Origin of the sequence: Motiliproteus sp. SC1-56 (assembly GCF_017309075.1) — a bacterium.
In the GTDB taxonomy this organism is placed as follows: Bacteria; Pseudomonadota; Gammaproteobacteria; order Pseudomonadales; family Balneatricaceae; genus Motiliproteus.
In genome coordinates this window covers 1-26032 of sequence record NZ_JAEMGS010000008.1, presented here as the reverse complement: position 1 = coordinate 26032, position 26032 = coordinate 1, and the positions used below count along the sequence as shown (strand labels likewise).

The 26032-nt window shown below is 59.8% G+C and carries 31 protein-coding genes and 1 tRNA gene; 17 read left to right on the top strand and 15 right to left on the bottom strand.

Going from position 1 to position 26032, the window contains the following annotated elements:
* The first annotated feature begins 108 nt into the window (after positions 1–108).
* The 3 genes from JGZ97_RS10220 (at position 109) to JGZ97_RS10210 (ending at position 1812) form a co-directional block, all read left to right on the top strand.
* Positions 109–792, top strand: a complete 684-nt coding sequence (locus JGZ97_RS10220; RefSeq protein WP_207062519.1) for a zinc-dependent peptidase — start codon at positions 109–111, stop codon at positions 790–792.
* Between the two features lie 393 nt (positions 793–1185).
* Positions 1186–1482 carry a hypothetical protein gene (locus tag JGZ97_RS10215; RefSeq protein ID WP_207062518.1) on the top strand — a complete coding sequence of 99 codons (297 nt, stop codon included), beginning with the start codon at positions 1186–1188 and terminating at the stop codon, positions 1480–1482.
* Between the two features lie 60 nt (positions 1483–1542).
* A complete protein-coding gene (locus JGZ97_RS10210) occupies positions 1543–1812 on the top strand; it encodes a hypothetical protein (RefSeq protein ID WP_207062517.1) in 270 nt (89 codons plus the stop codon).
* 137 nt (positions 1813–1949) lie between these two features.
* On the opposite strand, the gene JGZ97_RS10205 is transcribed toward JGZ97_RS10210, so the two are convergent.
* The 11 genes from JGZ97_RS10205 to accB form a co-directional block, all read right to left on the bottom strand.
* Positions 1950–2330, bottom strand: a complete 381-nt coding sequence (locus JGZ97_RS10205) for a hypothetical protein (RefSeq protein ID WP_207062516.1) — start codon at positions 2328–2330, stop codon at positions 1950–1952.
* A gap of 123 nt (positions 2331–2453) precedes the next feature.
* Positions 2454–3005, bottom strand: coding sequence for a hypothetical protein (locus JGZ97_RS10200; protein WP_207062515.1), 552 nt, complete (start codon positions 3003–3005; stop codon positions 2454–2456).
* Positions 3006–3930: 925 nt separating this feature from the next.
* Positions 3931–4548, bottom strand: a complete 618-nt coding sequence (locus JGZ97_RS10195; protein ID WP_207062514.1) for a class I SAM-dependent methyltransferase — start codon at positions 4546–4548, stop codon at positions 3931–3933.
* 373 nt (positions 4549–4921) lie between these two features.
* Positions 4922–6208 (bottom strand): phosphoribosylamine--glycine ligase, encoded by a 1287-nt coding sequence (gene purD, locus JGZ97_RS10190; protein ID WP_207062513.1) that lies wholly within the window; start codon positions 6206–6208, stop codon positions 4922–4924.
* A 12-nt stretch (positions 6209–6220) separates the two neighbouring features.
* Complete coding sequence (gene purH / locus JGZ97_RS10185; RefSeq protein WP_207062512.1) at positions 6221–7804, bottom strand: bifunctional phosphoribosylaminoimidazolecarboxamide formyltransferase/IMP cyclohydrolase; 1584 nt, start codon at positions 7802–7804, stop codon at positions 6221–6223.
* Positions 7805–7878: 74 nt separating this feature from the next.
* On the bottom strand, positions 7879–8199 hold the full coding sequence (gene fis, locus JGZ97_RS10180) for a DNA-binding transcriptional regulator Fis (protein ID WP_207062511.1): 321 nt from the start codon (positions 8197–8199) through the stop codon (positions 7879–7881).
* A 4-nt stretch (positions 8200–8203) separates the two neighbouring features.
* Entirely contained in the window at positions 8204–9196 is a 993-nt protein-coding gene (gene dusB / locus JGZ97_RS10175; protein ID WP_255537785.1) for a tRNA dihydrouridine synthase DusB, read from the bottom strand.
* Positions 9197–9311: 115 nt separating this feature from the next.
* A complete protein-coding gene (locus tag JGZ97_RS10170; protein WP_207062510.1) occupies positions 9312–10022 on the bottom strand; it encodes a DUF3426 domain-containing protein in 711 nt (236 codons plus the stop codon).
* Positions 10019–10915, bottom strand: a complete 897-nt coding sequence (gene prmA, locus JGZ97_RS10165) for a 50S ribosomal protein L11 methyltransferase (protein ID WP_207062509.1) — start codon at positions 10913–10915, stop codon at positions 10019–10021. The genes JGZ97_RS10170 and prmA overlap by 4 nt, the downstream gene beginning before the upstream one ends.
* Positions 10916–11016: 101 nt before the next feature.
* Positions 11017–12357, bottom strand: coding sequence for an acetyl-CoA carboxylase biotin carboxylase subunit (gene accC / locus JGZ97_RS10160; RefSeq protein WP_207062508.1), 1341 nt, complete (start codon positions 12355–12357; stop codon positions 11017–11019).
* Positions 12358–12390: 33 nt separating this feature from the next.
* Positions 12391–12843, bottom strand: coding sequence for an acetyl-CoA carboxylase biotin carboxyl carrier protein (gene accB, locus JGZ97_RS10155; RefSeq protein WP_207062507.1), 453 nt, complete (start codon positions 12841–12843; stop codon positions 12391–12393).
* Positions 12844–13371: 528 nt separating this feature from the next.
* On the opposite strand from accB, the gene JGZ97_RS10150 reads away from it, so the two are divergent.
* From JGZ97_RS10150 to JGZ97_RS10140, 3 genes are read left to right on the top strand one after another with little or no spacing between them, the layout of a single operon-like run.
* Entirely contained in the window at positions 13372–13917 is a 546-nt protein-coding gene (locus tag JGZ97_RS10150) for a tetratricopeptide repeat protein (protein WP_207062506.1), read from the top strand.
* Positions 13918–13953: 36 nt separating this feature from the next.
* Complete coding sequence (locus JGZ97_RS10145; RefSeq protein ID WP_207062505.1) at positions 13954–14718, top strand: ParA family protein; 765 nt, start codon at positions 13954–13956, stop codon at positions 14716–14718.
* A gap of 2 nt (positions 14719–14720) precedes the next feature.
* The gene (locus JGZ97_RS10140; RefSeq protein ID WP_207062504.1) at positions 14721–15896 is read left to right on the top strand and encodes an alkaline phosphatase family protein; all 1176 of its coding nucleotides are present in this window, start codon (positions 14721–14723) and stop codon (positions 15894–15896) included.
* A 124-nt stretch (positions 15897–16020) separates the two neighbouring features.
* On the opposite strand, the gene ppa is transcribed toward JGZ97_RS10140, so the two are convergent.
* Positions 16021–16554: an inorganic diphosphatase gene (gene ppa / locus JGZ97_RS10135; RefSeq protein ID WP_207062503.1), complete on the bottom strand. Its 534-nt coding sequence runs from the start codon at positions 16552–16554 to the stop codon at positions 16021–16023.
* Positions 16555–16658: 104 nt separating this feature from the next.
* On the bottom strand, positions 16659–17630 hold the full coding sequence (locus JGZ97_RS10130) for a class 1 fructose-bisphosphatase (protein WP_207062502.1): 972 nt from the start codon (positions 17628–17630) through the stop codon (positions 16659–16661).
* 215 nt (positions 17631–17845) lie between these two features.
* Between JGZ97_RS10130 and mpl the strand changes: the two genes are divergently transcribed.
* The 7 genes from mpl (at position 17846) to JGZ97_RS10100 (ending at position 22816) form a co-directional block, all read left to right on the top strand.
* On the top strand, positions 17846–19207 hold the full coding sequence (mpl, locus tag JGZ97_RS10125; RefSeq protein ID WP_207062501.1) for a UDP-N-acetylmuramate:L-alanyl-gamma-D-glutamyl-meso-diaminopimelate ligase: 1362 nt from the start codon (positions 17846–17848) through the stop codon (positions 19205–19207).
* Complete coding sequence (locus JGZ97_RS10120) at positions 19204–19821, top strand: flavin prenyltransferase UbiX (RefSeq protein ID WP_207062500.1); 618 nt, start codon at positions 19204–19206, stop codon at positions 19819–19821. The genes mpl and JGZ97_RS10120 overlap by 4 nt, the downstream gene beginning before the upstream one ends.
* A complete protein-coding gene (locus tag JGZ97_RS18175; RefSeq protein WP_242521680.1) occupies positions 19821–20069 on the top strand; it encodes a YkgJ family cysteine cluster protein in 249 nt (82 codons plus the stop codon). The genes JGZ97_RS10120 and JGZ97_RS18175 overlap by 1 nt, the downstream gene beginning before the upstream one ends.
* A 67-nt stretch (positions 20070–20136) precedes the next feature.
* The gene (gene tsaB / locus JGZ97_RS10115) at positions 20137–20823 is read left to right on the top strand and encodes a tRNA (adenosine(37)-N6)-threonylcarbamoyltransferase complex dimerization subunit type 1 TsaB (protein ID WP_207062499.1); all 687 of its coding nucleotides are present in this window, start codon (positions 20137–20139) and stop codon (positions 20821–20823) included.
* Positions 20823–21626, top strand: a complete 804-nt coding sequence (locus JGZ97_RS10110) for an undecaprenyl-diphosphate phosphatase (RefSeq protein WP_207062498.1) — start codon at positions 20823–20825, stop codon at positions 21624–21626. Before tsaB ends, JGZ97_RS10110 begins: the two co-directional genes overlap by 1 nt.
* Positions 21627–21683: 57 nt before the next feature.
* Entirely contained in the window at positions 21684–21995 is a 312-nt protein-coding gene (locus JGZ97_RS10105; protein WP_207062497.1) for a hypothetical protein, read from the top strand.
* A gap of 11 nt (positions 21996–22006) precedes the next feature.
* Entirely contained in the window at positions 22007–22816 is an 810-nt protein-coding gene (locus tag JGZ97_RS10100; RefSeq protein WP_370584036.1) for a class I SAM-dependent methyltransferase, read from the top strand.
* Between the two features lie 15 nt (positions 22817–22831).
* Here the strand turns inward: JGZ97_RS10100 and JGZ97_RS10095 are convergent, their stop codons facing one another.
* Entirely contained in the window at positions 22832–23044 is a 213-nt protein-coding gene (locus JGZ97_RS10095; RefSeq protein ID WP_207062496.1) for a SlyX family protein, read from the bottom strand.
* 247 nt (positions 23045–23291) lie between these two features.
* Here JGZ97_RS10095 and JGZ97_RS18395 point away from each other — a divergent pair, with 247 nt between their 5' ends.
* Both JGZ97_RS18395 and JGZ97_RS10085 read left to right on the top strand, forming a co-directional pair.
* Positions 23292–23729, top strand: a complete 438-nt coding sequence (locus JGZ97_RS18395) for a cold-shock protein (protein WP_207062495.1) — start codon at positions 23292–23294, stop codon at positions 23727–23729.
* Positions 23730–23892: 163 nt separating this feature from the next.
* Positions 23893–23969: transfer RNA gene (locus JGZ97_RS10085), tRNA-Met, on the top strand.
* 194 nt (positions 23970–24163) lie between these two features.
* On the opposite strand, the gene JGZ97_RS10080 is transcribed toward JGZ97_RS10085, so the two are convergent.
* Entirely contained in the window at positions 24164–24400 is a 237-nt protein-coding gene (locus JGZ97_RS10080) for a helix-turn-helix transcriptional regulator (protein ID WP_242521679.1), read from the bottom strand.
* Positions 24401–24527: 127 nt separating this feature from the next.
* Here JGZ97_RS10080 and JGZ97_RS10075 point away from each other — a divergent pair, with 127 nt between their 5' ends.
* Complete coding sequence (locus JGZ97_RS10075; protein ID WP_207062494.1) at positions 24528–24761, top strand: hypothetical protein; 234 nt, start codon at positions 24528–24530, stop codon at positions 24759–24761.
* Positions 24754–25923: a site-specific integrase gene (locus JGZ97_RS10070; protein WP_207062493.1), complete on the top strand. Its 1170-nt coding sequence runs from the start codon at positions 24754–24756 to the stop codon at positions 25921–25923. Before JGZ97_RS10075 ends, JGZ97_RS10070 begins: the two co-directional genes overlap by 8 nt.
* The last annotated feature ends 109 nt before the right edge of the window (positions 25924–26032 follow it).

Below are 26032 nucleotides of genomic sequence, written 5' to 3'. Positions count from 1 at the left end.
AAAGGCGGCCCGCAAGGCCGCCTTTTTTGTGTTCCGCCACCGGGCTCGATGAGGGTTCGGCGAGGGCTCGATGTCTGCGTGTTGAGTATCTGTGTTTGAGCGTGATCCATGTTCGGTAGTGACCCGGTAAGCCCCGCCGTACTGAGCCGCTGGCGTTCCCTGCTGGAGCGCCGTATGGCCCTTTTCGAGCTGATGCCCGGCGCCCTGCAGGACGATGTGCTGCGTTTTATCCCCGGATTTTTAAAGCACAAGACCTTTTACGGCCAGTACGGGCTCGAGGTGGACGAGCCCATGCAGGTACTGATCGCCGCCCACGCGGCGCTTGTGGGCCGAGCCCAGCCGGTCTCGTTTTTTCGCAGCGTGCGCTGGGTGCTGGTCTATCCGGACCTCGTGGACCTGGACGGCGAGGCGTTCGGCGTCTCCAAGGTGGTGCTCTCCTGGCAGCGGCTGCAGGAGGAGAGCGAGGCGATCTACTACGGCGCCAACCTGGGTGTCCACGAGTTTGCCCACGTTATGGATCAACTGCTGGGGCTGAGCGGCGGTACGGAGGCGTTGCGGGCGGGGTTCGATGCATTTCGCGCCCGCCTGCTGGCGGACCAGCCCAGCGTCTTCTCCGAGGTGGGCCTGGAAGGCCCGGAGGAGTTCTTCAGTGTCGCCGCTGAAGCCTTTTTCAGCGTCCCCCACGACCTGGCCCGCGAAGATGCGGCGCTCCATGACGACCTTTGCCGGCTCTACGGCACCGATACACGGCAGTGGATTCCCCCCTTTGAAAGTCTGGAGCCGCTGGATTGAGTTGTTGCTGCTTTCTCGCGGCAAAAGGCAATAAGCGCTCTTCGCAAAGCACTGTTTTCTTGTGTGGGGGATGGACGGGTGATCGTCTGCTTATGGCCCCATTCCGGACACTAGAAAGGGATGGGGTAGGCGGCAGCTAGCAACACTTTGCTGCCGCTGACGATCCAACTCCCAGGGGTATCCTGAGTCAATCCCATTTCCGGCAAGCGGTCGTTGGTCCGTCTGTGACCGTTGGACTGGAACATGCCTGTAACATAGCGGAGTTAGCAGTTTGCCGATACATTGGGATCATGAGATAACGATGATCTGCAAGCCGGACATCGCTGGCGACAGCGACTGTGGAGGAAGCCCTCCAATTTATTAGAACTACAGTGCAATACGGAATGGCAAGAAATGACCAAATATCCCTGTCGAATAAATCGTCCTTACTATAAAGACGGAAGTAGAAATGACATCCACACCTACTTGGTAAAGCAAATTCACCTCCCATTCATACCTCAAGTGGGGATGGAAGTTAGGGCTTTTCCCTTCCATGCAGGCCCGTTTGAAAATGTTGTATGGGATATGCAGGATAGTTTTTTTGATATTTTTGTACAGGGAGTAGACCCATCACAATTGACTAAAGGTGAATCTCTTGAAAAGAGAATAGAAGTTGATATTGAGATGTTTCTATGGGAGCTACAACGCTAGTTCCTTAGGTTCTTATTTTTGTTGGTTATATAAACGTGAATTGAATAAAGGAATCAAACTATGAGTGATGCACTTCTGTATGTTGTTGTGGCGCTACTGCTAGTTACGGTGGTGCTCTTATCAAAGCTCCTTAGTCAATTGAGATACATGACAAACATTATGTATAAAACACTGAACAATACAGCACATATGAATGACATTGCAGCGCATTCTGAACAAATCCATAAAAAGATGTGGCCAATAGATGAAAAGCTTAAGAATATACAGAATATTCTCAGTGCTAATAGAGCAGAAAAATTGGGCCGACTCTCTGATTTAGATGATTACTAAGGAGCTACTAATTCCATCATTATAGAAGAGCTAGATAGCGACAAAGCCGCATTAACTGGCTTAAAAGCTGAGTAGTCGTCTGGAGGTCCTAGCCAGTTTGCTGAGTGTAATTGAATGCCTTGTAAAAAGTGGTTGTTTTATCTCTTTGTGGACAAATTCAACCATATTAACGTTAAAACAAATAATATTAAGGCAAGTATAGTTATTATGAAGAATGCCCATACAGGAACAGCTAGCCACAATAAATAAAGGCCGCCTAATGCTAAGCATGCTAGAAAAACACGGAATAAAAAATTCAAAACCTTACTTAAGGTAACGCTAAAATTCCCCTCTACTGCGTTCGCTGCCAAATAAGATACAATAATTGAAAAAACTAGGACGAAAGCAAACTGCACATTGAATGCTGTGCTATCTGTATCTGCTTCTGAAATCCCTAGCCAGCTTAATGTTTGACCGGCTATAAAGATGCTTCCAAAAAGCGAAACTATTGCTGTTAGAATTACCAAAAGCTCCCTCATTTTCTTAGTTCCTTAACCTCACAACTCCAAGCACTATAGCGCCTCAAAAACGGGTCGAGGCTGCGTAGCAGCGAAGGTCCGAGTCCAGCACAGCAGGGCCGTACGTTGACGGAATTGTTATATTTATAATTCGCCATTATAGATAATTGGATCTTTGTCGATTCCCACATCAATGCGAACCTCATTGATAAATGTGACTGCCAGGTCTCGTACCTTTTCCCATTCATAGGGGGCACTTCCATTAGATATCATTATCAGGTGGTCGATGAGACGATCATGGGCATCCATCGCTTGTTGAGGGGCTAGCATTGCAAGGTAACCGTATGCTTGCATGCGCTGCTCGTTGAATAGATCGAAGGCTTTTGCAGCATCCGACTGTTTAAGTCGGCCAGATTGAAAAGAGTCGAAAGATGCCAGAAGCTTTGAAACTATATCGATGACAGCGCGATATACGACTATTTTGTCGTTATGGTTTCGCAAGAATTTTTCTTTATATACATCAAGTTCTCTCTTTGTAGCTTCCAATTCTTTATTAAGACAGTTTTTCTCTCGGTCAAGAATTCTTGATGCCCAGACTTTGCCAAGCCAACTGGAGAGTGCAAATATGACTGCTCCGGCCACTCCAACTGATGCGATTGCTGCTGTAATGAATTTAAAGACATCGTCCCAGTTCAATGCCCCAAACCTCCTTGTAAATATAACAGTTAAATATCCTGTCCCAGCAAGGTGACCCATCCTGCAAGCTTGGTCAAGCCTCGTCTATAGCAGGCGTCAGCTTTGGGGCGGCCTCTGCCCTCTCGTGATCGAGGGCATCATTGGGCGCTCACCAGCACTTGGCGGCCGCTGGCGATTCAGCGATAACGCGTCATTGACGGGCCGGAAACCCGCGTCGCCCTCTGGAGGCCTTAGCTGAGTGCTGAAGTTAAATGACTCGCTAGCCAGCATCTACGCCAACTAATTTTTCTTTGCTCTCATCTTTCGAGCGGTAGTTAATACAAGCAGCCCACAAATCACCACGTAAGTGATAGTTACAAAAAAGCTCTTAAAGATCGTGAAAGTGCTAGATAGCTGGACGTCGCTCTCTGTAATGCCTGGATAGCTAGTCAGCATGCTGAAAATAGCGATGTTCTCTGAGTAGTCGAGCAAGCATCCCGCGACAGGGAGCAAACAAGCATAGGAAGCTAACCGGGAAGTGGTTCCGGCTTTGCCAAGTAGCCAGCATATGATCCACGCATGCGAGATACCGAAAGATAAGGGATATACCAAATCTAGAGGGAGTTGAAGTGACAAATACAAGCCTCTCCCTTCGGTCCCGAGCTGCGACAGTAGTGAAACAGCGTAATCGTATGTGTACCCCGTCGGTAACATGTCAAAAAGCATCATCTCTTGCGCATATCCAGAGACCAAGGGTATCGAGTAAAGAACAATCAATAAGTAGACACTCATGGAAAAGCAAAATGAATATAGACACACCCTTCCGCTAGCGTATTTATCTATGGTTTCAATGAACATTACGAAGATTCCCTCTCTGTAGACCCGAAATATTATGACTTCAAGCGCTGCCGTAACTAGCCATAACTTCGCGCATCGGTTTGGAGGTTCAACTCACAGAGCGGGTGATGGGCGACGGCTTGTTAGATTTTTTACCGACGGCCATTAATACCGTCATAGTGCCATTTGAGCTATTCATTTCGAATGGTCTTTTTATCTGAATATCAACAAATCTATTTGCTCTTAGAGCATGCAACACCCTGCTTTCAGATAACCCCGTTATCGAGGGTTCATCGTTCGACAGCCAGTCCCACTGTATAAATAAACCACCACTTTTCAAAAGTGACCTTAACAGCCCAAGTGTCATTTCGTAATCTGGTAAAAAGCCACAAACCGATGACGCTACAATCAAGTCAAACTTATTAGTTAGATGTGGATGACTATCAATCAAATCTTGAGTCAGAAAGCCTGAAATGGTGGAAACGTTACTTAGCTTTTTCTTAGCCAAGATCCTTATCATTTCTGATGATCCATCAAGGGCAACTATGCCTTTTGCCCTTGGGCTAAGGAGTTGGGTGAGGCTGCCAGTACCACAACCAAAGTCAAAGACAGATAGACCATCAATGTTTAGGACATCTGAAAGCTCTCTGAACGCCTGATTGGCATATTCTTGTACTGAGGCATCAACATCCCAACCCTCAGCAAATTTATCCCATTCATTGCTCAATACCGGTACTCCTTAAGAAGTTGGGCCAGACCTGATGGTTCCCTAATCATTAACCATATCAGAAACAGCTTTAGGGCGACTCCAGCGGTTAGACAATGCTTTGCATGAGAGGCCCCTTTGGGGCGTGAAAAGACCAGCTAGACAAGTTCTTCTTTACGTCCCCTTTGGGGCGCTTCCCGCCATTCAGGTATAGCGCTTAAGGCGTCTGGTTTGTTCGCACAGCGGAAGCTGTTAAAGATACAGCCGGGCTTCTCTTTTGTGCTGAAAGTGACCCTCTCAAACAAAAGAACCCCGCAAAGCGGGGTTCTTTTTTTGCCAGTCACACATCAAAGGTCAATGGCGTGGCCGAAGCCGTGGCTCAACCGCTAAACAATCAGCGCTGTTGCTCGCGGGCGATGGCCCGGTAGGCGATGTCGTTGCGATAGTAGACGCCGTCCCAGCAGATCTGGCGGGTCAGCTCGTAGGCGCGGGCCTGGGCCTGGGTGACGTCCTCACCGAGGGCGGTGGCGCAGAGTACGCGCCCGCCGGCGGTGACCACCTGGCCGTCACGCTCGGCGGTGCCGGCGTGGAACACCTTGCTGTCTTCGCCTTCAGCGGCGGGCAGGGTAATCACGTCGCCCTTGGGGTAGCTGGCCGGGTAGCCCTTGGCCGCCAGCACCACGCCCACTGCCGGGCGCGGGTCCCACTTGGCCTCGGCCTGATCCAGGCGCTGGGCCAGGGCCGCTTCGCAGAGCTCCACCAAGCTCGACTGCAGGCGCAGCATGATGGGCTGAGTCTCGGGGTCGCCGAAGCGGCAGTTGTACTCGATCACCTTGGGGGTGCCGTCGGCCATGATCATCAGGCCGGCGTAGAGAAAACCGGTGTAGGGGTTGCCTTCGGCGGCCATGCCGCGCACCGTGGGCAGGATCACCTCGTCCATGATGCGCCGGTCGATCTCGGGGGTGACCACCGGGGCGGGGGAGTAGGCGCCCATGCCGCCGGTGTTGGGGCCGCTGTCGCCGTCGCCGACCCGCTTGTGGTCCTGGCTGGTGGCCATGGGTAGGACGTGCTCGCCGTCCACCATGACGATGTAGCTGGCCTCTTCGCCGTCCAGGTACTCCTCGATAACCACCCGGCAGCCGGCGTCACCGAAGGCGTTGCCCGAGAGCATGTCCTCGACCGCCGCCTCGGCCTCGTCGAGGGTCATGGCCACGATGACGCCCTTGCCGGCGGCCAGGCCGTCGGCCTTGACCACGATGGGGGCGCCTTTTTCACGCAGGTAGGCCAGGGCGGGCTCCACCTCGGTGAAGTTCTGGTACTCGGCCGTGGGAATGCGGTGCCGGGCCAGGAAGTCCTTGGTGAAGGCCTTGGAGCCTTCGAGCTGGGCGGCGCCGGCGCTGGGGCCGAAGCAGGCCAGCCCCGCGGCCTGGAAGCGGTCCACGACGCCCTCGACCAGCGGCGCCTCGGGGCCGACGATGGTCAGCGCCACGGTCTCTTTCTGGGCGAAAGCGACCAGCCCGTCCAGGTCCAGCACATCGATGGCCACGTTCTGAAGCTTGGGCTCGCGGGCGGTGCCGGCGTTGCCCGGGGCAACAAAGACCGTCTCAACCCGGGTATCGCGGGCCGCCTGCCAGGCCAGGGCGTGCTCCCGCCCGCCGCTGCCGATTACCAATACTTTCATTTGTTGCTCCCCTTAGTGCCGGAAGTGGCGCATGCCGGTGAACACCATGGCGATGCCCGCCTCGTTGGCGGCGGCGATCACCTCCTCGTCCCGCATGGAGCCACCGGGCTGGATCACCGCGGTGATGCCGGCCTTGGCAGCGGCGTCGATGCCGTCGCGGAAGGGGAAGAAGGCGTCGGAGGCCATGACTGAACCGGGCACTTCCAGGCCCTCGTCGGCGGCCTTGATGCCGGCGATCTTGGCGCTGTAGACGCGGCTCATCTGGCCCGCGCCGACGCCGATGGTCTGGCCGTTCTTGGCGTAGACGATGGCGTTGGACTTGACGTACTTGGCCACCTGCCAGGCGAACAGCAGGTCGCGCAGCTCCTGGCTGGTGGGTTCGCGCTCGGTCACCACCTTGAGCTCGTCTGCATCCACCATGCCCTGGTCGTTGTCCTGCACCAGCAGGCCGCCGTTGACCCGCTTGAAGTCAAAGGCCGGGGCGCGCTTGGCGTCCCACTGGCCGCACTCGAGCAGGCGCACGTTGGGCTTGGCGGCGACGATGTCAGAGGCCTCCTGGGCGACGCTGGGGGCGATGATCACCTCCACGAACTGGCGCTCGATAATGGCGCGGGCGGTGGCCGCATCCAGCTCGCGGTTGAAGGCGATAATGCCGCCGAAGGCCGAGGTGGGGTCAGTCTGGTGGGCCAGGTTGTAGGCCTCCAAGATATCGTCGCCGATGGCGACGCCGCAGGGGTTGGCGTGCTTGACGATGACACAGGCCGGCTCGCGGAAGGGCTTGACGCACTCGAGGGCCGCGTCGGTGTCGGCGACGTTGTTATACGACAGCGCTTTGCCTTGCAGCTGGTGGGCGGTGGACACGCTGGGTTCGGCGGGCTCCTTTTCCACGTAGAAGGCGGCGCGCTGGTGGGGGTTTTCGCCGTAGCGCATCTCCTGAGCCTTGACGAACTGGGTGTTGAAGGTCCGCGGGAAGGCGGTGGGGTCGTCAGTCTCGACGCGGGCACCCAGGTAGTTGGCGATGGCACCGTCGTAGGCGGCGGTGTGTTCAAAGGCCTGCACCGCTAGGTCGAAGCGGGTCTCTTGGCCGAGGGCGCCGTCCTGCTCGGCCATCTCTTGCAGAATGGCGTCGTAGTTGTCGGCGTTGACGACGATGGCCACGTAGGCGTTGTTCTTGGCTGCCGAGCGCACCATGGTGGGACCGCCGATATCGATGTTCTCAATTGCCAGGGGCAGGTTGCAGTCGGGACGGGCCACGGTTTCCTCGAAGGGGTAGAGGTTGACCACCACCATGTCGATGGGGTTGATGCCGTGCTCGGCCATGATCGCGCCATCGGTGCCGCGACGGCCCAGGATGCCCCCGTGCACCTTGGGGTGCAGGGTCTTGACCCGGCCGTCCATCATCTCCGGGAAACCGGTGTAGTCGGACACTTCCACCGCGGCAACGCCTTGCTCGCGCAGCAGTTTGTAGGTGCCGCCGGTGGAGAGAATCTCCACCCCGTGGGCAGCCAGGTTCTTCGCGAATTCCACAACGCCGGTCTTGTCGGAAACACTGATCAGCGCCCGTCGGATTTTGATGGGGTTCTTGGGTTCAGCCATGAGTCTCTTATCGCTTAGACAGAATTTAACGGGGATAAAACGCAAAAAGACGGGGCGGCCCCGTCTTTTCGTGATTAAAGCATGTTGTACTGCTTGAGCTTCTTGCGCAGGGTGCCGCGATTCAGACCCAGTACCTCCGAGGCCTTGGTCTGGTTGTCGCGGGTATAGGCCATGACGGCCTCCAGCAGGGGGGCCTCCATTTCGGCCAGCACCATGGAGTAGATGTTGGTGGCCGGCTGGCCATCCAGCTGGTCGAAATAGCCCTGTACGGCTTCGGCTACGCTGTCGCGCAAACGACGCGGCCGTTGTTGGGTTTCATTTGCCGCCGGTTCGGCCAGCTTGAGGGACTTATCTGATCGATTGTCACTTACTTCGTTTAACTTACCTAGTGCCATGTCGTTATGCCGCTCTCGGGTCGTGCTGGCCGTCGGCGAAAAAGGTGCCGATGGCTGCAAGTTGCTCGTCCACTGATTCCAATTGATTAAAGTCTCGTCTGAAGGCCGCCCCGTCCGGTTCGGCGGCCAAGTACCAGCCGACGTGTTTGCGGGCGATGCGCACGCCCAGATAATCACCGTAAAATGCGTAGAGCGCTTCCAGATGCTCGCCAAGCAGTTGCTCTACCTCCTTTCGTGACGGTGGCGGCAGCTGTTCGCCGGTGGCGAGAAAGTGCTCGATTTCACGAAAGATCCAGGGCCGTCCCTGGGCCGCGCGACCCACCATCACCGCATCGGCGTCGGTGTAGTCTAGTACCTGACGCGCCTTTTCCGGCGAATCAATATCGCCGTTGGCGATCACCGGGATCCTGACAGCCTGCTTGATTGCCGCGATGGTGTCGTATTCCACCGCCCCGCGGTAGCCGCAGGCGCGGGTGCGTCCGTGGACCGCCAGCGCCTGCACGCCGCTTGCCTCGGCGATGCGAGCGATGCGCACGCCGTTGCGTTGCTCCGGCTCCCAGCCAGTGCGGATTTTCAGGGTGACCGGTACCTCGACCGCGGCCACCACCGCTTCCAGAATGTCGGCCACCAGCGCCTCATCCCGCAGCAGTGCGGAGCCCGCCGCCTTGTTGCATACCTTCTTGGCCGGGCAGCCCATGTTGATATCGATAATCTGGGCGCCCCGCTCGGCATTGAGTCGCGCCGCCTCGGCCAGCATGCCCGCGTCGCCACCGGCGATCTGGACGACCCGGGGCTCGGCCTCGCCACTGTGATTGAGGCGAAACTGAGACTTGCGGCTGTTCCAGAGACGGGTGTCGGCGGTCACCATTTCCGAGGGGGTCAAGCCCGCCCCCAGCCGCCGGCACAGGCGCCTAAACGGCTGGTCGGTAATCCCGGCCATGGGGGCCAGGGTGACGCGGCTGTGAATGCGATGAGGGCCGATATTGAACACGCGCAAAGGCCTTTTCCGGTTTTAAAAAACGGAGATCGAAACCGCCCCTCGGGGCTCCACGGTGAAGGCGGTAATGATACCCGTTGAGCGGGTCCGGGAAAAGGGCGGATTGCGCCTTGAGTCACTCCGCGGGCAGGAAACGGAGCCGGTAGTTGGGGGTTTGCGGGCCCGGATCCTGCAGGGCCAGCTGCACCTGGATCGGCTTTCCCCGGGGCATCAGCCGCTGGTTGCTGAGCTCGCCGGCCAGGTATTCGGCGGGTTGGAAGATGCGGGCGGCCTGAGGGGTGCCGTCGAGGGTGCTGAACATCAGCTCCAGGGCCGGGAAGGGCTGCGCAAAGGGGGCCTGGTTCTCCATCAGCAGGTGCACATCGAGCATGTTGCGATAGTCCGGGTGGTCTCGAACGCTCAGCTGGCGACTGCTGATGCTCATCAGCTGCTGGCGGGGCTGCAGCGCGCAGGGCAATCGCGTGCAGGCCTGCTGGTAAAGGGGGGCCAGCGCGGGATGGTGGGCCAGCTGGTTGCGCTCGAACCATAGCACCTGGGCGCCGAGGCCCGTCAAGGCGAGCAGGCACAGGAAACTCCAGGCCAGGGTGCGCAGCGGGTGCGGCTTGGCGGCGCGCTGCTGCAGCTGAATCGGCTCGCGGGGAATGGCGCTGGTCGGGTGGGGCGCGGTTGCTGTCGCCGGGGCGCTCTCGAGGTGATCGTGGGCATCGAAGACCTCCTTGCACTGACCGCAGCGGACCAGGCCATCTGCGGCCTGGAGCTGCTCGGTGGTAATTTGAAAGCGGGTTTCACACCCGGGGCACTGGGTGACGAAGTGCTTTGCGGTCATCGCAGGCGGGTACCGGTCAGGCGGATCCACTCCTCCCGCGCCACGGGCGCATCCAGGTCAAACCAGGGGAGGTAGGCTTGCTCCAGCGCTGTCTGCTGGGAACTCAGGACGCCGGAAAGGGCCAGGCGACCTCCGGGGCGAACCCGGGTGGCCAGCTCAGGTGCCAGCTCGACCAGGGGGCCTGCAAGAATGTTGGCGACCAGGACATCGGCCTCAACCTCGGGCAGCTGGCGCGGGTAGTAGAGTTCGAGGCGGCCCGGGTCAATCTGGTTGCGGGCGGCGTTCTGTTCGGTGGCTTCCAGCGCCTGGGGGTCAATATCGGTGGCGATCAGGCGTTTTGCGCCCAGCAGCAGGGCGGCGATGCCAAGGATTCCCGAGCCACAGCCGTAATCCAGCACCGTGGCGCCTTCCAGGGGCAGGGTTGCCAGCCACTCGAGGCACAGGGCCGTGGTGGGGTGGGTGCCGGTGCCGAAGGCCAGTCCCGGGTCGAGCATCAGGTTGGCGGCGTCGGGATCGGCGACCGGCTTCCAGCTGGGGCAGACCCAGAGCCGCGGGCCGAATTGCATGGGGTGGAAGTTATCCATCCACTCCCGCTCCCAGTCCTTGTCTTCGAGGATCTCGACCTTGCAGGGGGGGAAGGGGGTGCCGGGGGCCACCTCGGCATGGCCGCTTTCCAATTGTCGGCGCACCTGGGCCAGGTCGGCGCCCGCTTCAAACAGCCCGGTTATCCGGGTCTGGTCCCACAGGGGGGTGCTGCCGAGCTCGGGCTCGAAGAGGGGTTGATCGGCACCGTCCTCCAGGGTCACGGCGCTGGCGCCGGCCTCCATCAGGAGCTGCTCGAACTCCTCGGCGTTGTCGGGATGGACGTCAAGTTTCATCTCTAACCAGGGCATGCGTGTCCTCGGTTGCTGTGGCCTGCGCGGGGCCGGCAAAAAACCAAAAAGCCTCTTTATAGCGTCCTATAAAGAGGCTTTGGGCGGTGAAGAGGGCCGGGTCAGAGGCCCAGCTTCTTCTCCAGGTAGTGGATGTTGACCCCGCCTTCGCCGAAGTTGGTGTCGCGAACAATCTCCTGCTGCAGCGGGATATTGGTGCGAATGCCGTCGATCACCATCTCGTCCAGGGCGTTGCGCATCCGCACCAGGGCGGTCTCGCGGTCTTCCCCGTGGGTGATCAGCTTGGCGATCAGCGAATCGTAGTAGGGGGGGACCTTGTAGCCGCTGTAGAGGTGGGAATCGACCCGCACGCCCAGCCCGCCGGGAGCGTGGTAGTAGTTGATCGGACCGGGGCTGGGCAGGAAGTTCTTGGGATCCTCGGCGTTGATGCGGCATTCGAAGGCGTGACCGCGCAGCTGCACATCTTCCTGCTTGATGGTGAGCGGCAGGCCGCTGGCGATCTTCAGCTGCTCCTTGACGATATCGACGCCGGTCACCATTTCGGTAACCGGGTGCTCGACCTGGACCCGGGTGTTCATCTCGATGAAATAGAACCCACCGTCCTCGTAAAGGAATTCGAAGGTGCCGGCGCCGCGGTAGCCGATCTCGAGACAGGCCTCGACGCAGCTTTTGAGCACGGCGGCCCGGGCTTCTTCGTCGATCATCGGCGCGGGCGCCTCTTCGACCACCTTCTGGTGACGACGCTGCATGGAGCAGTCGCGGTCATACAGGTGAATGGCGTTGCCCTGGCCGTCGGCCAGCACCTGTACCTCGACGTGGCGCGGGTTTTCCAGGTACTTCTCCATGTACACGGTGTCGTCGCCAAAGGCCGCCTTGGCCTCGGTGCGGGTCACGTGAATGGAGTTGATCAGTGCGGCTTCGGTGTGCACCACGCGCATGCCGCGTCCGCCGCCGCCAGCGGCGGCCTTGATGATGACCGGGTAGCCGATTTCCCGGGCGATGCGGGCGGTGCGCTCGTTATCGTCGTCCAGGGGGCCGTCGGAGCCCGGGACCGTGGGCACGCCGGCCTTCTTCATCGCCTCGATGGCAGAAACCTTGTCCCCCATCAGGCGAATGGTTTCGGCTCGGGGGCCGACGAAGACGAAGCCGCTGTTTTCCACCTGTTCGGCGAAGTCGGCGTTCTCCGACAGAAAGCCGTAGCCGGGGTGGATCGCCATGGCGTCGGTGACTTCACCGGCGCTGATCAGGCTGGGAATGTTCAGGTAGCTTTCGGCGGATGAGTTCGGGCCGATACAGACGGCTTCGTCCGCCAGGCGCACGTGCATCAGGTCACGGTCAACCTGGGAGTGCACCGCGACGGTCTTGATGCCCAGCTCTTTACAGGCGCGCAGAATCCGCAGCGCGATCTCGCCGCGGTTGGCGATAATGACTTTATCCAGCATAGGAAGTGGTCCCCTTTCGTCTCTCGCCCGTGATCAGGAGATGGATACCAGCGGCTGGTCGAACTCCACCGGCTGGCCGTCTTCGACCAGAATGGCCTTGATGGTGCCGGATTTGTCGGCTTCGATCTGGTTCATCATCTTCATCGCTTCGACGATGCAGATGACGTCGCCGGCCTGGACCTGCTTGCCGACTTCGATGAAGGGGCTGGCGCCGGGGGACGGGGAGCGGTAGAAGGTGCCGACCATCGGAGAGCGCACCAGGTGGCCCTCGGGAACCTGCTCGGCTTCAGCGACCGGCTCCGCGGCCGCAGGCGCGGCGGCGACCGGGGCGGGTGCCGGGGCGTATACGGGGGCGGGCGCCATGGCCGGCGGCAGGCTGGAGGTGCGGCTGATGCGCACGGACTCTTCGCCCTCTTTGATCTCGATTTCGTTGATATCGGACTCTTCGAGCAGCTCGATCAGTTTTTTGACTTTGCGGATGTCCATGATGCGTCTCTAAAAATAGTGTGTCTTATTCGGCCGCCCGCCTGGGCGAGCGGCGCCAATCTCGTGTTCTGCTCTTACCATCACCCGCATGGGGGCTGGGTCAGGGCCGTTTTTTGCAGCGTTTGAAACGGCCGTAGGCGCAGAAAAGGGCTAGTTTGCCGGAATTGTCCGGGGGTGTCTAGAGATCCTTCGTTTTTGTTTTTTTATGGAAGTTTTCCGGAATTTACCGGGCATTTCTCGACCTTTTTGCGCTTTGCTGACGTGGTTATTTGACCCTTGCAGAGGCTTTTGCGCATCTGCGGCCCTTGTTAAGATGATCGCGTGCAATTACGTGGAATAAACATGAAATTTTGGGTCATTTGGATAATTTTCGGTGGGTTGTTGATTACGGCAGGGTGCGGATCGCGCCCACCGGCTCCCGTAGCTCAGGTTGACCGGGCTGAGGCGGGGCCGGAAGCGGCCTCCGCTTTGGCGCCAGCCCCCGTTCGGGAGCGGAGCGCCCCGGCGGAAGCGCTGACGGCTCAGGAAATGGCACAGGTGCTCGAGCTCTTCGATCAGGCCGATCAGGCCGTGGCCGAGCGCCGCCTGACATCCCCCGTGGACCGCAGCGCCTGGCACTATTACCGGCAGATCCTGACGCTGGTGCCAGATAATCTAGAAGCCCGGCAAGGGCTGGTCAATGTCGTGGAGCGTTATATACAATGGAGCGACGCTGCACTGCGGCAAGGCCGGGTGGGGCAAGCCCGCCAATACCTGGAGCGCGGGGCCCAGGTGCTGCCTCAGCATCCGCCCTTGCAGGAGCGGATGGCCCAGCTGCGTAGCCGGCCCTCGACCAGCGAGCACTATATCGGCCTTGATGCGGACGCGCTCGAAGGGCGTACCGATGCGCTTCGCGAGCAACTCGCCAATGCCGCCGAGCAGATCCGTCGGCACGATGCCCGCGTGGTGATCGAGGCCCCCAGTGACAGGGCGGGGCGCTGGCTCTACCAGCAGCTTAACAGCCGCCATGAAGAGTACCGCATCAGGGCGAACCTGCGCCTTCAGCAACGGCCGGGGTTGCGTCTAATTTATTGATCGTACAGGCCCGAGCAGTCGGGGGGGGAGAAGAGAATGCGCAGAGTGGTTTTCAACCAGAAGGGTGGGGTGGGTAAATCCAGCATCGCCGCGAACCTGGCCGCCATCAGTGCCAGCAAGGGCCACAAGACTCTGCTGGTGGACATGGATCCCCAGTGCAACGCCAGCCAGTACCTGCTTGGCGAAGGGGTGGACGAGGTCGGGGCGGATATCATGGATTTCTTCGAGTCCACCCTGAGTTTCCAGATGCGGGCCAATGGCTTTGACAGTTACATCAGCCAGACACCTTTCGACAATCTCTACCTGGTGGCCTCTAATCCCCAGCTGGGCGACCTGCATGCCAAGCTCGAGGCCAAGCACAAGATCTACAAGCTGCGCGAGGCGCTGGAGACGCTGGAGGATTTTGATCACATCTACATCGACACGCCGCCGGCCTTTAACTTCTATACCCTCTCGGCCCTGGTGGCTGCCCAGGGCTGCCTGATTCCCTTCGATTGCGACGAGTTCTCCCGACAGGCTCTCTACGCGCTGCTGGAAAATGTGCAGGAGACCCGGGAGGACCACAACAAGGAGCTGCAGGTCGAGGGGATCGTGGTCAATCAGTTTCAACCTCAGGCCCGCCTGCCGCGGCAGATCGTCGATGGATTGCTGGCCGACGAGCTACCCGTGATGGGGGCCTACCTCTCTTCATCGGTCAAGATGAAGGAGTCCCACAATGAGAGTATCCCTCTGATCCACTACTCGCCCAAGCACAAGCTGACCCGCGAGTTCCTCGCGCTGTACGACGAACTCCACCCCTGATCATGGGCGGCGACTACGATCAGCCGCCGCGCCGGCCGGATTATCGGCGCAGTATCGTTAATCTGATCGCCTCCATTGCCGGTGCTCAGGCCCCAGCGCCCGAGCACTATCCGCCCCTGGAATTGCTGAGCGATACCCGGACCGAGGGCCGCCCCCTGGCGCTCCTGGTGCTCGACGGGCTCGGGGACCACTTTCTCCAGCGTTTTCCCGACAGCCATTTGGCCCGCCATCGGATGGGCCGACTGACCTCCGTCTTCCCCACCACGACCGCTGCGGCAGTGAGTGCCCTGGCGCTGGGGGTGCCGGTGCAGCAGCACGCCATTCCCGCCTGGGTGACCTATTTTCGCGAGCTGGGTGGCCTGGGGTTACCGTTGCCGTTCGCGCCACGCATCGGCGGCGCCTGTTTCAGCGAGCAGGGTGTCAAGGCGGCGCACTTGTTGGGCCAGGCGCCGCTCCTGCCTTCTCTTGAACGACCGGCGAGGGCGGTGCTGCCCGCCTTTATCAGTGATTCTGCCTATAGCCAGGGGCTTTATGGCGCGACCCCGCGGCGCCCCCATGACGGCTCCCTGGACGACTTCTTCGCGCAGGTGGAGGAGCCATTGCGGGAGCCCGGAGCACCGCTGGTGTGGGGGTACTGGACCGAGCTGGACGCGCTTGGGCACCAGTTTGGTCCGACCAGCGAGGAGGTTGAACGCCATTTTCGCGCCCTGGACCAGGCTTTTGCCCATTGTTTGGAGCGCTTGCGGGGCAGCGGCGCTCTGCTGCTGGTCACGGCGGACCACGGCCTGGTGGACACCGGCCCGCAGCACCGGGTGGCGCTGGAGGATCATCCGGCGCTGCAGGAGATGCTGGTGCTGCCCCTGAGTGGCGAGCCCCGGGCGGCCTTCTGCCACCTGCGCGCCGGCGCTGAAAGCGAATTCGATGCCTACTGCCGTGAGCGGCTGGCTGAGCAGTTTTGGTTGCTCGACAGCCGTCGGCAGATCGAGACCGGTCTGTTCGGGCGGGGCGTCGCGGACCGCCGTTTGGCCTCTCGGGTCGGGGATCGCATCCTGTTGGCCCGGGAACAGTGGGTGATCGGCGACCGGTTACTGCCAGAGGGCGAGTTTTTGCTACGTGGGGTCCACGGTGGGCTGAGCGAAGAGGAGCTCTACGTGCCGCTTATCCGGTGCGAGCTGTGATTGCGGCGCCCGTCAGTCGGGCATAAAAAAGCCGGCCCCGGGGCCGGCTTTGCAAGCGGTGTCGGAGCGGTAAACTCGCCGTGAGGTTTTTCGTTACCGCTACCTTCTGCTGTGCTAACTGGGCTTACTTGCTGCTCTCGTAGGCCTTGACCGCAGCGGAGATCGCGTCGCGGGCGGCGGCGGCGTCTGACCAGCCTTCCACTTTGACCCATTTGCCTTTCTCCAGGGTCTTGTAGTTCTCGAAGAAGTGCTTGATCTGCTCCAGCAGCAGGGGAGGCAGGTCCTCGATGTCTTTTACGTCCTGGTAGAGGGTGCTGAGCTTGTCGTGGGGTACGGCCACCAGTTTGGCGTCTTCACCGGCTTCGTCGGTCATGTTGAGAATGCCGACCGGGCGGCAGCGAATTACGGAACCGGTCATGATCGGGTGAGGTGTCACCACCAGTACGTCCAAGGGGTCGCCGTCATCGGCCAGGGTGTTGTTCACGTAGCCGTAGTTGGCCGGGTAGAACATGGGGGCCGCCATGAAGCGGTCGACGAAGATGGCGTCGCTGTCCTTGTCGATCTCGTACTTGACCGGCGAGGCATTGGCCGGAATTTCGATGATGACGTTGATGTCGTTGGGGATCTCTTTGCCCGCGGGTACTTTTTCAAAGCTCATGGATCTGCCTTTTCCTAGGAATTCAGTCAACTAAAGCGATCGGCGAATTATAGGTAAGTCGCCGAGGCTTTACCAATACGACGAAAGGGGAGTTTGACCGACGATCACTCCTCGCGGTGGTACTGCATCAGCACCTCCACTTCCTCCTTTGAGCCCAGGGCCACGGAGACGCGCTCGTGAATGGCCTTGGGCGGTACATCCATAATGTCGATCTGGGTGTTGGTGCTGCGCCCGCCCGCCTGCTCAACCAGCATGCTCATGGGATTGCCTTCGTACATGAGGCGCAGCTTGCCGGGCTTCTCCGGCGCCCGCGCATCCCATGGGTACATGAAGATGCCGCCGCGGGTGAGGATGCGGTGAACCTCCGCCACCATGGAGGCGATCCATCGCATGTTGTAGCGCTTCTCGCGGGGGCCTTCTTCGCCCTGCAGCAGGTCGGCGATGTAGCGCTTGACCGGTGCGTCCCAGAAACGCTGGTTGGACATGTTGATGGCGAACTCCTGGGTGGTGGCGGGAATCTGCACCTGTTCACGGGTGACGTAGAATTCGCCGTTGTGTCCCAGGGTAAACATGTTCACCCCGTCACCGGTGGTCAGCACCAGCAGGCAGGAGGGGCCGTAGAGCACATAGCCGGCGGCCACCTGCTTGCGCCCGGCCTGTAGGAAGGCCGCGTGATCGTCCCCCCGGCTGCCCTCGGGGGCCTGCAGGATGGAAAAAATGGTGCCCACAGAAACGTTGATATCGATGTTGGAGGAGCCGTCCAGGGGGTCGAAAGTGACCAGGAACCGACCCTCGGGGTGCGCCGCCACCGGGTCGGGCTCCTCTTCCGAGGCGATGCCGCGTACCAGCTGGGATTCGCGCAGTGTCAGCTTGAGAATGTCGTTGGCGACCACGTCGAGTTTTTTCTGGGTTTCACCCTGCACATTCTCCTGCTCGGTGGCCCCGAGAATGCCGGCCAGGGCCCCCTCGCGCAGCTTGTGGTCGATCTCCTTACAAGCGGCCATCAGCAGGTTGATAAGTTCGATCAGTTCAGCGGGCGTCTCTTTTTGCTTTAGAAACTGGGTAAGCCTTTGCATGGTTAGCCTCGAAGCGTCCTCGGTTCGGGTCTGAGTCGGAAAATGTCGGGCCGGAATGATACGTCATGCGTTGGGGCAATGCATGCAAAACTCCCCGTCGTGTCTCCTGTGCCGATGCTTTTTTGTCTAAGGTTAGTCGAAACCGCCGGCCTGCTCACCATTGGGCCTTCAGGCTGTTATCATGCTCGCAATTCAACGCTCTTCGAGAGGCTTTCATGCACCTTCATATTCTCGGCATCTGCGGAACCTTCATGGGCAGCCTGGCCCTTTTGGCGCGCGAATGCGGACACCGGGTCAGCGGTTGCGACGCCAATGTTTACCCGCCCATGAGCACCCTGCTGCGCGAGCGCGGTATCGAGATTCTCGAGGGCTACGACCCGGCCCACCTGGACCCGGCCCCCGACCGGGTGATCATCGGCAACGCGCTGTCCCGTGGCAATCCCTGTGTGGAGGCCGTGCTCGACCGTGGGCTGGACTACTGCTCGGGACCGCAATGGCTGGCCGAGGAGGTACTCCGCGAGCGCTGGGTGCTGGCGGTGTCCGGTACCCACGGCAAAACCACCACCAGTTCGATGCTGGCCTGGCTGCTGGAGGATGCCGGCATGGCGCCGGGCTTTTTGATCGGCGGCGTTCCCGGGAATTTCGAGACCTCGGCGCGTCTTGGCGACACGCCCTTTTTCGTTGTCGAGGCGGATGAGTACGACACGGCTTTTTTTGATAAGCGCTCCAAGTTTGTCCATTACCGCCCCCGAACCCTGGTGATGAACAACCTGGAGTTCGATCACGCGGATATTTTTGATGACCTGGCGGCGATCGAGCGCCAGTTCCATCACTTGGTGCGTACCGTTCCGGCCAGCGGCCAGCTTATTCTGCCGGCGGGGGATGAAGCCCTGGAGCGGGTGCTGGCGCAGGGCTGCTGGACTCCCCGGGTCACCCTGGGCGGGGAGGGTGACTGGCAGGCGCGGCTGCTGCGCCCCGACGGCAGCCATTTTGAGGTGCTGGTCAAAGGCGAGCCGGTTGGAGAGGTGTGCTGGGAGCAGGCCGGAGATCACTCGGTGATGAACGCCCTGGCGGCCCTGGCCGCTGCCCGCCATGTGGGCGTCCAACCTGAACAGGGAGTTGAGTCCCTGGGTCGTTTTCGCGGCGTGAAGCGGCGCATGGAGCGTCGTGGCGAGGCGGCGGGACTTACCGTTTACGATGACTTCGCCCACCACCCGACCGCCATCGATACCACCCTGCGCGGTATCCGGGCCCGGGTGGGCGATGCGTGGGTACTGGCGGTGATCGAGCCGCGCTCAAATACCATGCGCCTGGGCACTCATCAGCAGCGGCTCGCGCCGGCAACGGCGGCGGCCGACCGGGTGTTCTGGTACCAACCGCCGGGGCTTGATTGGAATCTGGACGCGGTGGTGGCAGACAGCCCGGTGCCGGCGACGGTATTCTCCAGCACCGATGCGATCATCGAGGCTGTTCGGGACTACCGGCAACTCGGTGGACACGTGGTGATCATGAGTAACGGCGGTTTTGAAGGCATTCACCAGCGGCTGCTGGATGCGCTCGCCGGGGAGGACGCATGAGCGAGCCGTTGCGGGTTGCCGTGGCGCTGACCGGGGCTTCCGGAGCGCAGTACGGACTGCGGCTGATTCAGTGTCTGGTTGAGGCGGGGGCCGAGCTTTCGGTGATGATTTCCCGGGCGGCCCAGGTAGTGGTGGCGACCGAAACCGACCTGCAGCTGCCTGGCGAGGCCAGCAAGGCGCAGGCTTACCTGAGCGGGCTCTACGGCGCCCGGCCGGGCCAGCTACAGGTCTTTTCCCGGGAGCAGTGGATGGCGCCGGTGGCCTCCGGCTCCGGGGCGCCGGCGGCCATGGTGGTCTGCCCGTGCAGCACCGGCAGTCTGTCGGCGTTTGCCTGCGGTGCCAGCGATAATCTGATCGAGCGGGCGGTGGATGTGGCCCTCAAGGAGCGGCGCCAGCTGATCCTGGTGCCGCGGGAGGCCCCGTACTCGGCCATCCACCTGGAGAACATGCTGAAGCTGACCCAGATGGGGGCGACCATCCTGCCTGCCAGCCCCGGTTTTTATCAACGGCCGGCCTCGGTCGAGGAGATGGTCGACTTTATTGTCGCCCGCATTCTCGATCAGCTGGGAGTGGAGCAGACGTTGCTGCCCCGCTGGGGTGAGAAGAGCTGCTGATGGAGTGCCGTCCCGGTTGTGGCGCCTGCTGCATCGCCCCTTCGATCAGCTCGCCCCTGCCATCCAGTCCCGAGGGAAAGCCGGCGGGAGTGGCTTGCCCGCATTTGGACGGGGCCAATCGCTGCCTCCTGTTTGAAAGCCCGTCGCGCCCTGTGGTGTGCGGCCGCTTTAAGCCCTGCCGGGAGGTTTGCGGTGATACCCGCGAGGAGGCGCTTGCCAACCTCGCTGAGCTGGAGGCGTTAACCTGAGCCCTGCCGTGAATCTTTTTTTTCGAGCCGCTAAAATGCGGCCCTTTCATCGTGAGCACTGCACCCAATGGCCAAGATTTTAGCCCTGGATACCTCCACTGACGCCTGCTCGGTGGCTCTTCTCGTGGACGGCGAGGTGAGCGAAGATTTTCGCGTTATTCCCCGACAGCACACCCAGGCCCTGTTGCCCATGGTGGACGCGCGCCTGAGCGAGGCGGGTCTGACGCTTTCGCAGCTGGATGCCATCGCTTTTGGCCGCGGTCCCGGCTCCTTTACCGGCCTGCGGATTACTGCCGGGGTGGCGCAGGGGTTGGCCATGGGGGCCGGGCTGCCGCTGCTGCCGGTCTCCACCTTGGCGGCCCTGGCGGAAGACGCCCGCCACGCCACCGGCGCCGACACGGTGCTGGCGGCGCTGGATGCCCGCATGAACGAAGTCTACTGGGGTCAGTATCGCTGGTCCGGCGACCGCATGCGACTCGAAGGCGAGGAGCTTGTCTGCCCGCCGGATACGGTGGACGTCCCGGCGCACCCGGGGACGGCCGTGGGCTGGGGGCCGGGGTGGCGTTATCCCGAGCTGCAGGCGCGCTTCGAGGGACGGTTGCAGCATATGGAAGTGGAATGCCAGCCCCGCGCCGGGTGGATGGCCCGGATCGGTGCCCGCGCCCTGGCTGACGGAGAAGCACTGGCAGCGGAGGCGGCCCAACCGGTCTACCTGCGTGACCAGGTGACCTGGAAAAAACTGAAGGACCAGTAGTGCTCCTAACTTACATTCTTTGCTTGGCCCTGATCCAGGGTGTGACCGAGTTTCTGCCCGTTTCCAGCTCAGCGCACCTGATTCTTCCCGCCCAGTTGCTGGGGTGGCCCGACCAGGGGCTGGCGTTTGACGTGGCGGTTCACGTGGGCACCCTGGCGGCGGTGCTGTTCTATTTTCGCCGTGATTTCGCCCTGCTGATCTACGGCTGGCTGCGTCAGGTCCGCCGCGGGCGTCCGAGTTATCACGGGCGCCTGGGCTGGGCGCTGCTGATCGGCACCCTGCCGGCGGTGCTCGCCGGCGCGTTTTTCAACGACTTTATCGAGACCCACCTGCGCTCCACCCTGGTGATCGCTGCGACCACGATCTTTTTCGGCTTGGTGCTGGGTTGGGCCGACTGGCGACGCACCGAGGTGCGGCGGACCCGGGATATGACCCTCAAAGATGTACTGGTGATCGGCTGCGCCCAGGCCGTGGCCCTGATTCCCGGCACGTCCCGATCCGGTATTACCATCAGTGCGGGACTGATGCTGGGGCTGACCCGCCAGTCCGCCGCCCGTTTCTCCTTCTATTTATCTGCGCCTTTGATTTTGGCCGCCGGGCTTTACAAAGGGGTCGAGCTTTACCGCCACGGGAGTGATGCCCAGTGGCTGACCGCGGGTCTCGGGGCGCTGCTTGCGGCACTAAGTGCCTATGCCTGTATTCATCTCTTCTTGACGCTGCTGGACCGGCTCGGCATGACCCCCTTCGTGATCTACCGGTTGATCCTGGGAGCGGCCTTATTAGGGCTGTACTGGTGGCTCTGAGGGGGGCGCTCGGTTAGAATGTTGGCCACTTCAATGTTGGATCGGTAACGCGGCCGTATGCGTATAGATTCCTCCTTTAATTTTCCGCAACTGCCGCAGCGGCCGCAGGGCGTAACCGCACGCCCGGACCCGCGTCCGGAACCTGCCGGACCGGCGGAAACCCAGAAAAATGATGGGCGCAGCCGTACCCGTTTTTTCGAGCCGGTGCAGCCCGAAGGCGCGAGCCGCCAGGAGCAGTCCCGCTTCTACTCCACCGACCGCGAGCTTCCCTTGCGCAGCCAGGAAGCGATCTCTCTCTATCACACCACCGCCAGCTTCAAGAGCGGCGCCGGAACCGGCGAGCTGGTGGGGGTCGATATCTACGTTTGACGCAGCGCCCCGTGAACCCAGAACTTAACGCCCCGTTGCTGGTGGTGCCTAGCCATGCCGCCCACCAGCCCCGGGCGCTCACCCTTGCCTGTGAGCTGGGGGTCCCCTGCCTGACGCCGGATGCGGATCCTGCCCGAATGGACTCTGCGCAGCTGGCGCTGCTGGTCGAGGATGACGGGCTGGCGCTGCAGACCTGCGGCCCCAAGGCCCCGGGGCCGGTGAGGGTGGACTTTCTGCAGGGCGCCGTGGCCCACCGGCGCCGCTTCGGCGGCGGGGCGGGGCAGCAGATTGCCAAGGCGATCGGGATCAAGGGCGGGCGCCGGCCGTCGGTGGCGGATGTCACGGCGGGATTGGGGCGCGACGGCTTTGTGCTCGCAACCCTGGGCTGCACGGTTACGCTGGTCGAGCGCTCACCGGTGGTGGCGAGTCTGCTGGCCGACGGGCTCGCCCGGGCGCAGCAGGACCCGGAGGTGGGGCCCATCATCGCGCGGCTGTCGCTGATCACTGGCGACAGTATCCACTGGCTGGAGCAGCTGGGTCCGGATGGTCCGGCCTGCCCCGACGTAATCTACCTGGACCCCATGTTTCCCCACAGCAATAAAACCGCCCAGGTTAAAAAGGAGATGCGGCTGTTTCGCGATCTGGTGGGGGATGACCCGGATGCCGAGGCGCTGCTGGCCCGGGCGCTGAAAGTGGCGCGCTACCGGGTGGTGGTCAAGCGCCCGCGCAAGGCGCCGCCCATTGCCGGCCCCGAGCCCGGCTTTCGCCTGGAGGGAAAGTCCGGGCGTTTCGATATCTACCCTCTTCGTGGCTTCGACTGAGAGCGCTTGCCAGCCTCAGTAGTGGGGCGGTGGGGGCTCCTCCCCGACGCTCTGTGGGTGGCCTTCGCTCAAGCTTTTCAACTGCTTATTGATTATCCTGACCATCTCTCGCAGATCGTCGAGCTCCCGTTGCTGGCGGGCGACGGTGTCGCTGAGTGACTGCACGGTGTCTTCTTGGAAAGCGGTTCGGGTTTCGAGCTCTATCAGACGCTCCTCGGGGTTTTGCAAGGCATGGCTCCTGGTCGGTATGGTCAATTAAGCTGTTGAATTTTTTACCCGTCATCGGTATATAAACAGGGGAGGACGTCCCCATCGACAACACAGCCCCTGATCTCAACCTCCTGTCCTGAGTCTGACGGAAGGGGAGGGGTGTCCCCGAGGTTGATTCCCTGAATTAATCTGCGTGATCGTCGGTTGCTTTGCAATCGGCGAGAATCAATACAGTTAACATATTCAACACCGAGAGAAGTTTACAATGAAAAGTAAAACCCTGTTACTGAGTGTAATTTACAGTGCCATCGCCGGCGTCGCCGCACCCTTTATCCTGCAGGCTATCGCGGGTATGCCCTCCGAGGCCATGCTGGCCACCGCCGTGACCGTGTTTGTTCTCTGTCTCGTCTGCAGCCTGCTGGCCGCCACCACCGCCGCTGCCAAATCCGTCAGCCCCGATTATGACTACGACGACGAAGCGGACGAGAACGACACCCGTGAAGCGGGAACCGTCAAGTGGTTCAACGTCACCAAAGGCTTCGGCTTTATTACCCGCGACCAGGGCGATGATGTCTTCGTCCATTTCCGTTCGATTCGCGGCACCGGCCACCGCTCGCTCTCCGAGGGGCAGCGGGTCAAATTTGACGTGGTCCAGAGCGACAAGGGCCTGCAGGCCGAAGACGTTTCCGTGGTTCGCAGTTAACGTCCGATTCGGTTAATCGGTAGATTACCCCCGCGCGGTGGCCCCACACCGCGCTCTTCTCCCCTCCCAGCAGCACATCAATTTTTTCTCACCAAAGTGTCAAATTTATTGGGACAGCCCTTGACGGGTATGGGCTCTGTCCGTAAGATACGACCCACGTTGATGCGGGGTGGAGCAGCCTGGTAGCTCGTCGGGCTCATAACCCGAAGGTCGTCAGTTCAAATCTGGCCCCCGCTACCAATTTTCGGAAAGCAGATCAGTTACTTACTGATCTGCTTTTTTCGTTTTTGGGCGCTGAAAAATCGTTGTGCCCAAATTGTGCCCATCCTGTGCCCGGCATCTTTTCACGTGCTGCGGCAGCCTTCTGTTTTAGACCTTAAGTAAAAAATGGGCACATCAGTGCCCACTCGTTTGACCGCAGGGCCAGCCAGCCCCTAGTCTTGCCCTTCCTCTTCGCGGATATGAGTGACCAGCTTTTCTATCGGGCACTCAAAGTAGCCACACAGCTTGTCCAGGTTATCTGTCACCGTGCTATGCCCTCGGTGATTGATGATCTTGGATAGCGTCATTCGGTTGATCCCGGTTTCTTTCGCAACTTCCGCAATCGTTATGCGGCGCCCTTCCTTGAATTCTTTATCTGCGATCAGTTCTTTCAGGTGATAACGAAGCATATTTTCATCACTAGATAATATTTTTTATCAAAAGATACTTGCAATAATCGAAAACATGCTTATATTGATCATCACATGATAATCAAAATTATCATTCGATTACTGTTAATAGCCTGAGGATGATCGCATGAACCTTACCTACCTGACAACGGACGAGCTCTCCCGTCGGATCAAGTACGACGCCAGAACTATTCGCCAGCGTTTAAAAGACAGCGTACTGCTGGAGGGCAAGCATTACATAAAGCCGTTTGGACGGCGCAAAATCCTGTACATCTGGGAAGCCATTGAAGAAGAGATGCTGAACGGACCTTCGGATGCAATCTCAATTCCGATGGCTAACGGCGAGCTCTGCAATGGGTAAGGTTCGCGTTCGCAAGGAGACCGGGAACCTGTTTTTCGACTTTCGGTTCTTGGGTATGCGCTGTCGAGAACAGACAGCGCTGCCCGACAATGCCCAAAACCGGAAAAAGGTTGAAAGCATGCTCGCTGTTATGGAAGCGAAGATGCTCCTTAATCAATTTGATTACGGAGAGTTCTTTCCCAACAGCCCCAACCTGCCGAAGGTTGCATCAAAACTAGCAGCACTTAATACATACCGCCGCAACCCCTGCGATGGCGGTCCAAATGAGGCACCGATGTTCTCCGACTTTACTGAGACCTGGTTTTCTGAGCTGCAGGTCCAGTGGCGCACATCACATAACCGCAACGTTAGAGCTGTAATCGATAGCTCGCTGGTGCCTGCTTTTAAAAATTTCCCGGTTGACCAGGTTACCAAAGCATCAATCCTTGCTTTTCGGGCGGAGCTATCGAAGCGTCCTGGCCGCAACAGCACCGGTGTCATGTCGCCAAAGACGATCAACACCCATATGGGTGTTCTTAGAATGATCATGACCGAAGCTGCCGATCGGTATGGATTCACCAATCCTTATCGGAACATCAAACCGCTCAAGCTTCAGCGTAAGCATATCGAACCGTTCTCGCTTGATGAGGTAAACAACATCCTGGACCGAGTGCGAGATGACTATCGCAACTATTACACGGTTCGTTTCTACACCGGGATGCGGACCGGCGAAGTCGACGGCCTGAAGTGGGAATACGTCGATTTTGATAGCCGGCAAATTCTTGTGCGCGAAACCCTCGTCTCCGGCAAGACTGAATACACCAAAACGGATGGATCTCAGCGTGAAATTCCAATGCTGGGGCCGGTGTTTGATGCCTTGCAGGCTCAATACCAAAGCACCGGTAAAATCAGCAAGTACGTCTTCTGTAATCGGCAAGGGGAGCCACTAGATCACTGTAATGTGACGAAGCGTGTTTGGTATCCGTTGCTCAGACATCTGCGCCTAAAAGAACGGCGACCTTATCAAACTCGACATACAGCAGCGACGCTATTCCTCGCCTCAGGTGAAAACCCTGAGTGGGTGGCTCGAGTATTGGGGCACACCTCTACGGAGATGCTTTTTCGCGTCTATTCCCGCTATATCCCGAACCTAAGGAGCATGCGATTAAGTCCCTTGGCATGAGACAATCCGCGCTCTGATGTGCTGAGGGCTATCCATGGATCACCAACTCTCCTTCGCTGACAGCGAGTTCACCAGCAAGAGTCGCCAGACACGCAAAGAGAAGTTTCTC

Coding starts and splice junctions, on each gene's coding strand:
- JGZ97_RS10220 (WP_207062519.1), top strand. CDS start 109: ATGTTCGGTAGTGACCCGGTAAGCCCCGCCGTACTGAGCCGCTGGCGT.
- JGZ97_RS10215 (WP_207062518.1), top strand. CDS start 1,186: ATGACCAAATATCCCTGTCGAATAAATCGTCCTTACTATAAAGACGGA.
- JGZ97_RS10210 (WP_207062517.1), top strand. CDS start 1,543: ATGAGTGATGCACTTCTGTATGTTGTTGTGGCGCTACTGCTAGTTACG.
- JGZ97_RS10205 (WP_207062516.1), bottom strand. CDS start 2,330: ATGAGGGAGCTTTTGGTAATTCTAACAGCAATAGTTTCGCTTTTTGGA.
- purD (WP_207062513.1), bottom strand. CDS start 6,208: ATGAAAGTATTGGTAATCGGCAGCGGCGGGCGGGAGCACGCCCTGGCC.
- purH (WP_207062512.1), bottom strand. CDS start 7,804: ATGGCTGAACCCAAGAACCCCATCAAAATCCGACGGGCGCTGATCAGT.
- fis (WP_207062511.1), bottom strand. CDS start 8,199: ATGGCACTAGGTAAGTTAAACGAAGTAAGTGACAATCGATCAGATAAG.
- JGZ97_RS10170 (WP_207062510.1), bottom strand. CDS start 10,022: ATGACCGCAAAGCACTTCGTCACCCAGTGCCCCGGGTGTGAAACCCGC.
- prmA (WP_207062509.1), bottom strand. CDS start 10,915: ATGCCCTGGTTAGAGATGAAACTTGACGTCCATCCCGACAACGCCGAG.
- accC (WP_207062508.1), bottom strand. CDS start 12,357: ATGCTGGATAAAGTCATTATCGCCAACCGCGGCGAGATCGCGCTGCGG.
- accB (WP_207062507.1), bottom strand. CDS start 12,843: ATGGACATCCGCAAAGTCAAAAAACTGATCGAGCTGCTCGAAGAGTCC.
- JGZ97_RS10150 (WP_207062506.1), top strand. CDS start 13,372: ATGGCACAGGTGCTCGAGCTCTTCGATCAGGCCGATCAGGCCGTGGCC.
- JGZ97_RS10145 (WP_207062505.1), top strand. CDS start 13,954: ATGCGCAGAGTGGTTTTCAACCAGAAGGGTGGGGTGGGTAAATCCAGC.
- JGZ97_RS10140 (WP_207062504.1), top strand. CDS start 14,721: ATGGGCGGCGACTACGATCAGCCGCCGCGCCGGCCGGATTATCGGCGC.
- ppa (WP_207062503.1), bottom strand. CDS start 16,554: ATGAGCTTTGAAAAAGTACCCGCGGGCAAAGAGATCCCCAACGACATC.
- JGZ97_RS10130 (WP_207062502.1), bottom strand. CDS start 17,630: ATGCAAAGGCTTACCCAGTTTCTAAAGCAAAAAGAGACGCCCGCTGAA.
- mpl (WP_207062501.1), top strand. CDS start 17,846: ATGCACCTTCATATTCTCGGCATCTGCGGAACCTTCATGGGCAGCCTG.
- JGZ97_RS10120 (WP_207062500.1), top strand. CDS start 19,204: ATGAGCGAGCCGTTGCGGGTTGCCGTGGCGCTGACCGGGGCTTCCGGA.
- JGZ97_RS18175 (WP_242521680.1), top strand. CDS start 19,821: ATGGAGTGCCGTCCCGGTTGTGGCGCCTGCTGCATCGCCCCTTCGATC.
- tsaB (WP_207062499.1), top strand. CDS start 20,137: ATGGCCAAGATTTTAGCCCTGGATACCTCCACTGACGCCTGCTCGGTG.
- JGZ97_RS10105 (WP_207062497.1), top strand. CDS start 21,684: ATGCGTATAGATTCCTCCTTTAATTTTCCGCAACTGCCGCAGCGGCCG.
- JGZ97_RS18395 (WP_207062495.1), top strand. CDS start 23,292: ATGAAAAGTAAAACCCTGTTACTGAGTGTAATTTACAGTGCCATCGCC.
- JGZ97_RS10080 (WP_242521679.1), bottom strand. CDS start 24,400: ATGCTTCGTTATCACCTGAAAGAACTGATCGCAGATAAAGAATTCAAG.
- JGZ97_RS10075 (WP_207062494.1), top strand. CDS start 24,528: ATGAACCTTACCTACCTGACAACGGACGAGCTCTCCCGTCGGATCAAG.
- JGZ97_RS10070 (WP_207062493.1), top strand. CDS start 24,754: ATGGGTAAGGTTCGCGTTCGCAAGGAGACCGGGAACCTGTTTTTCGAC.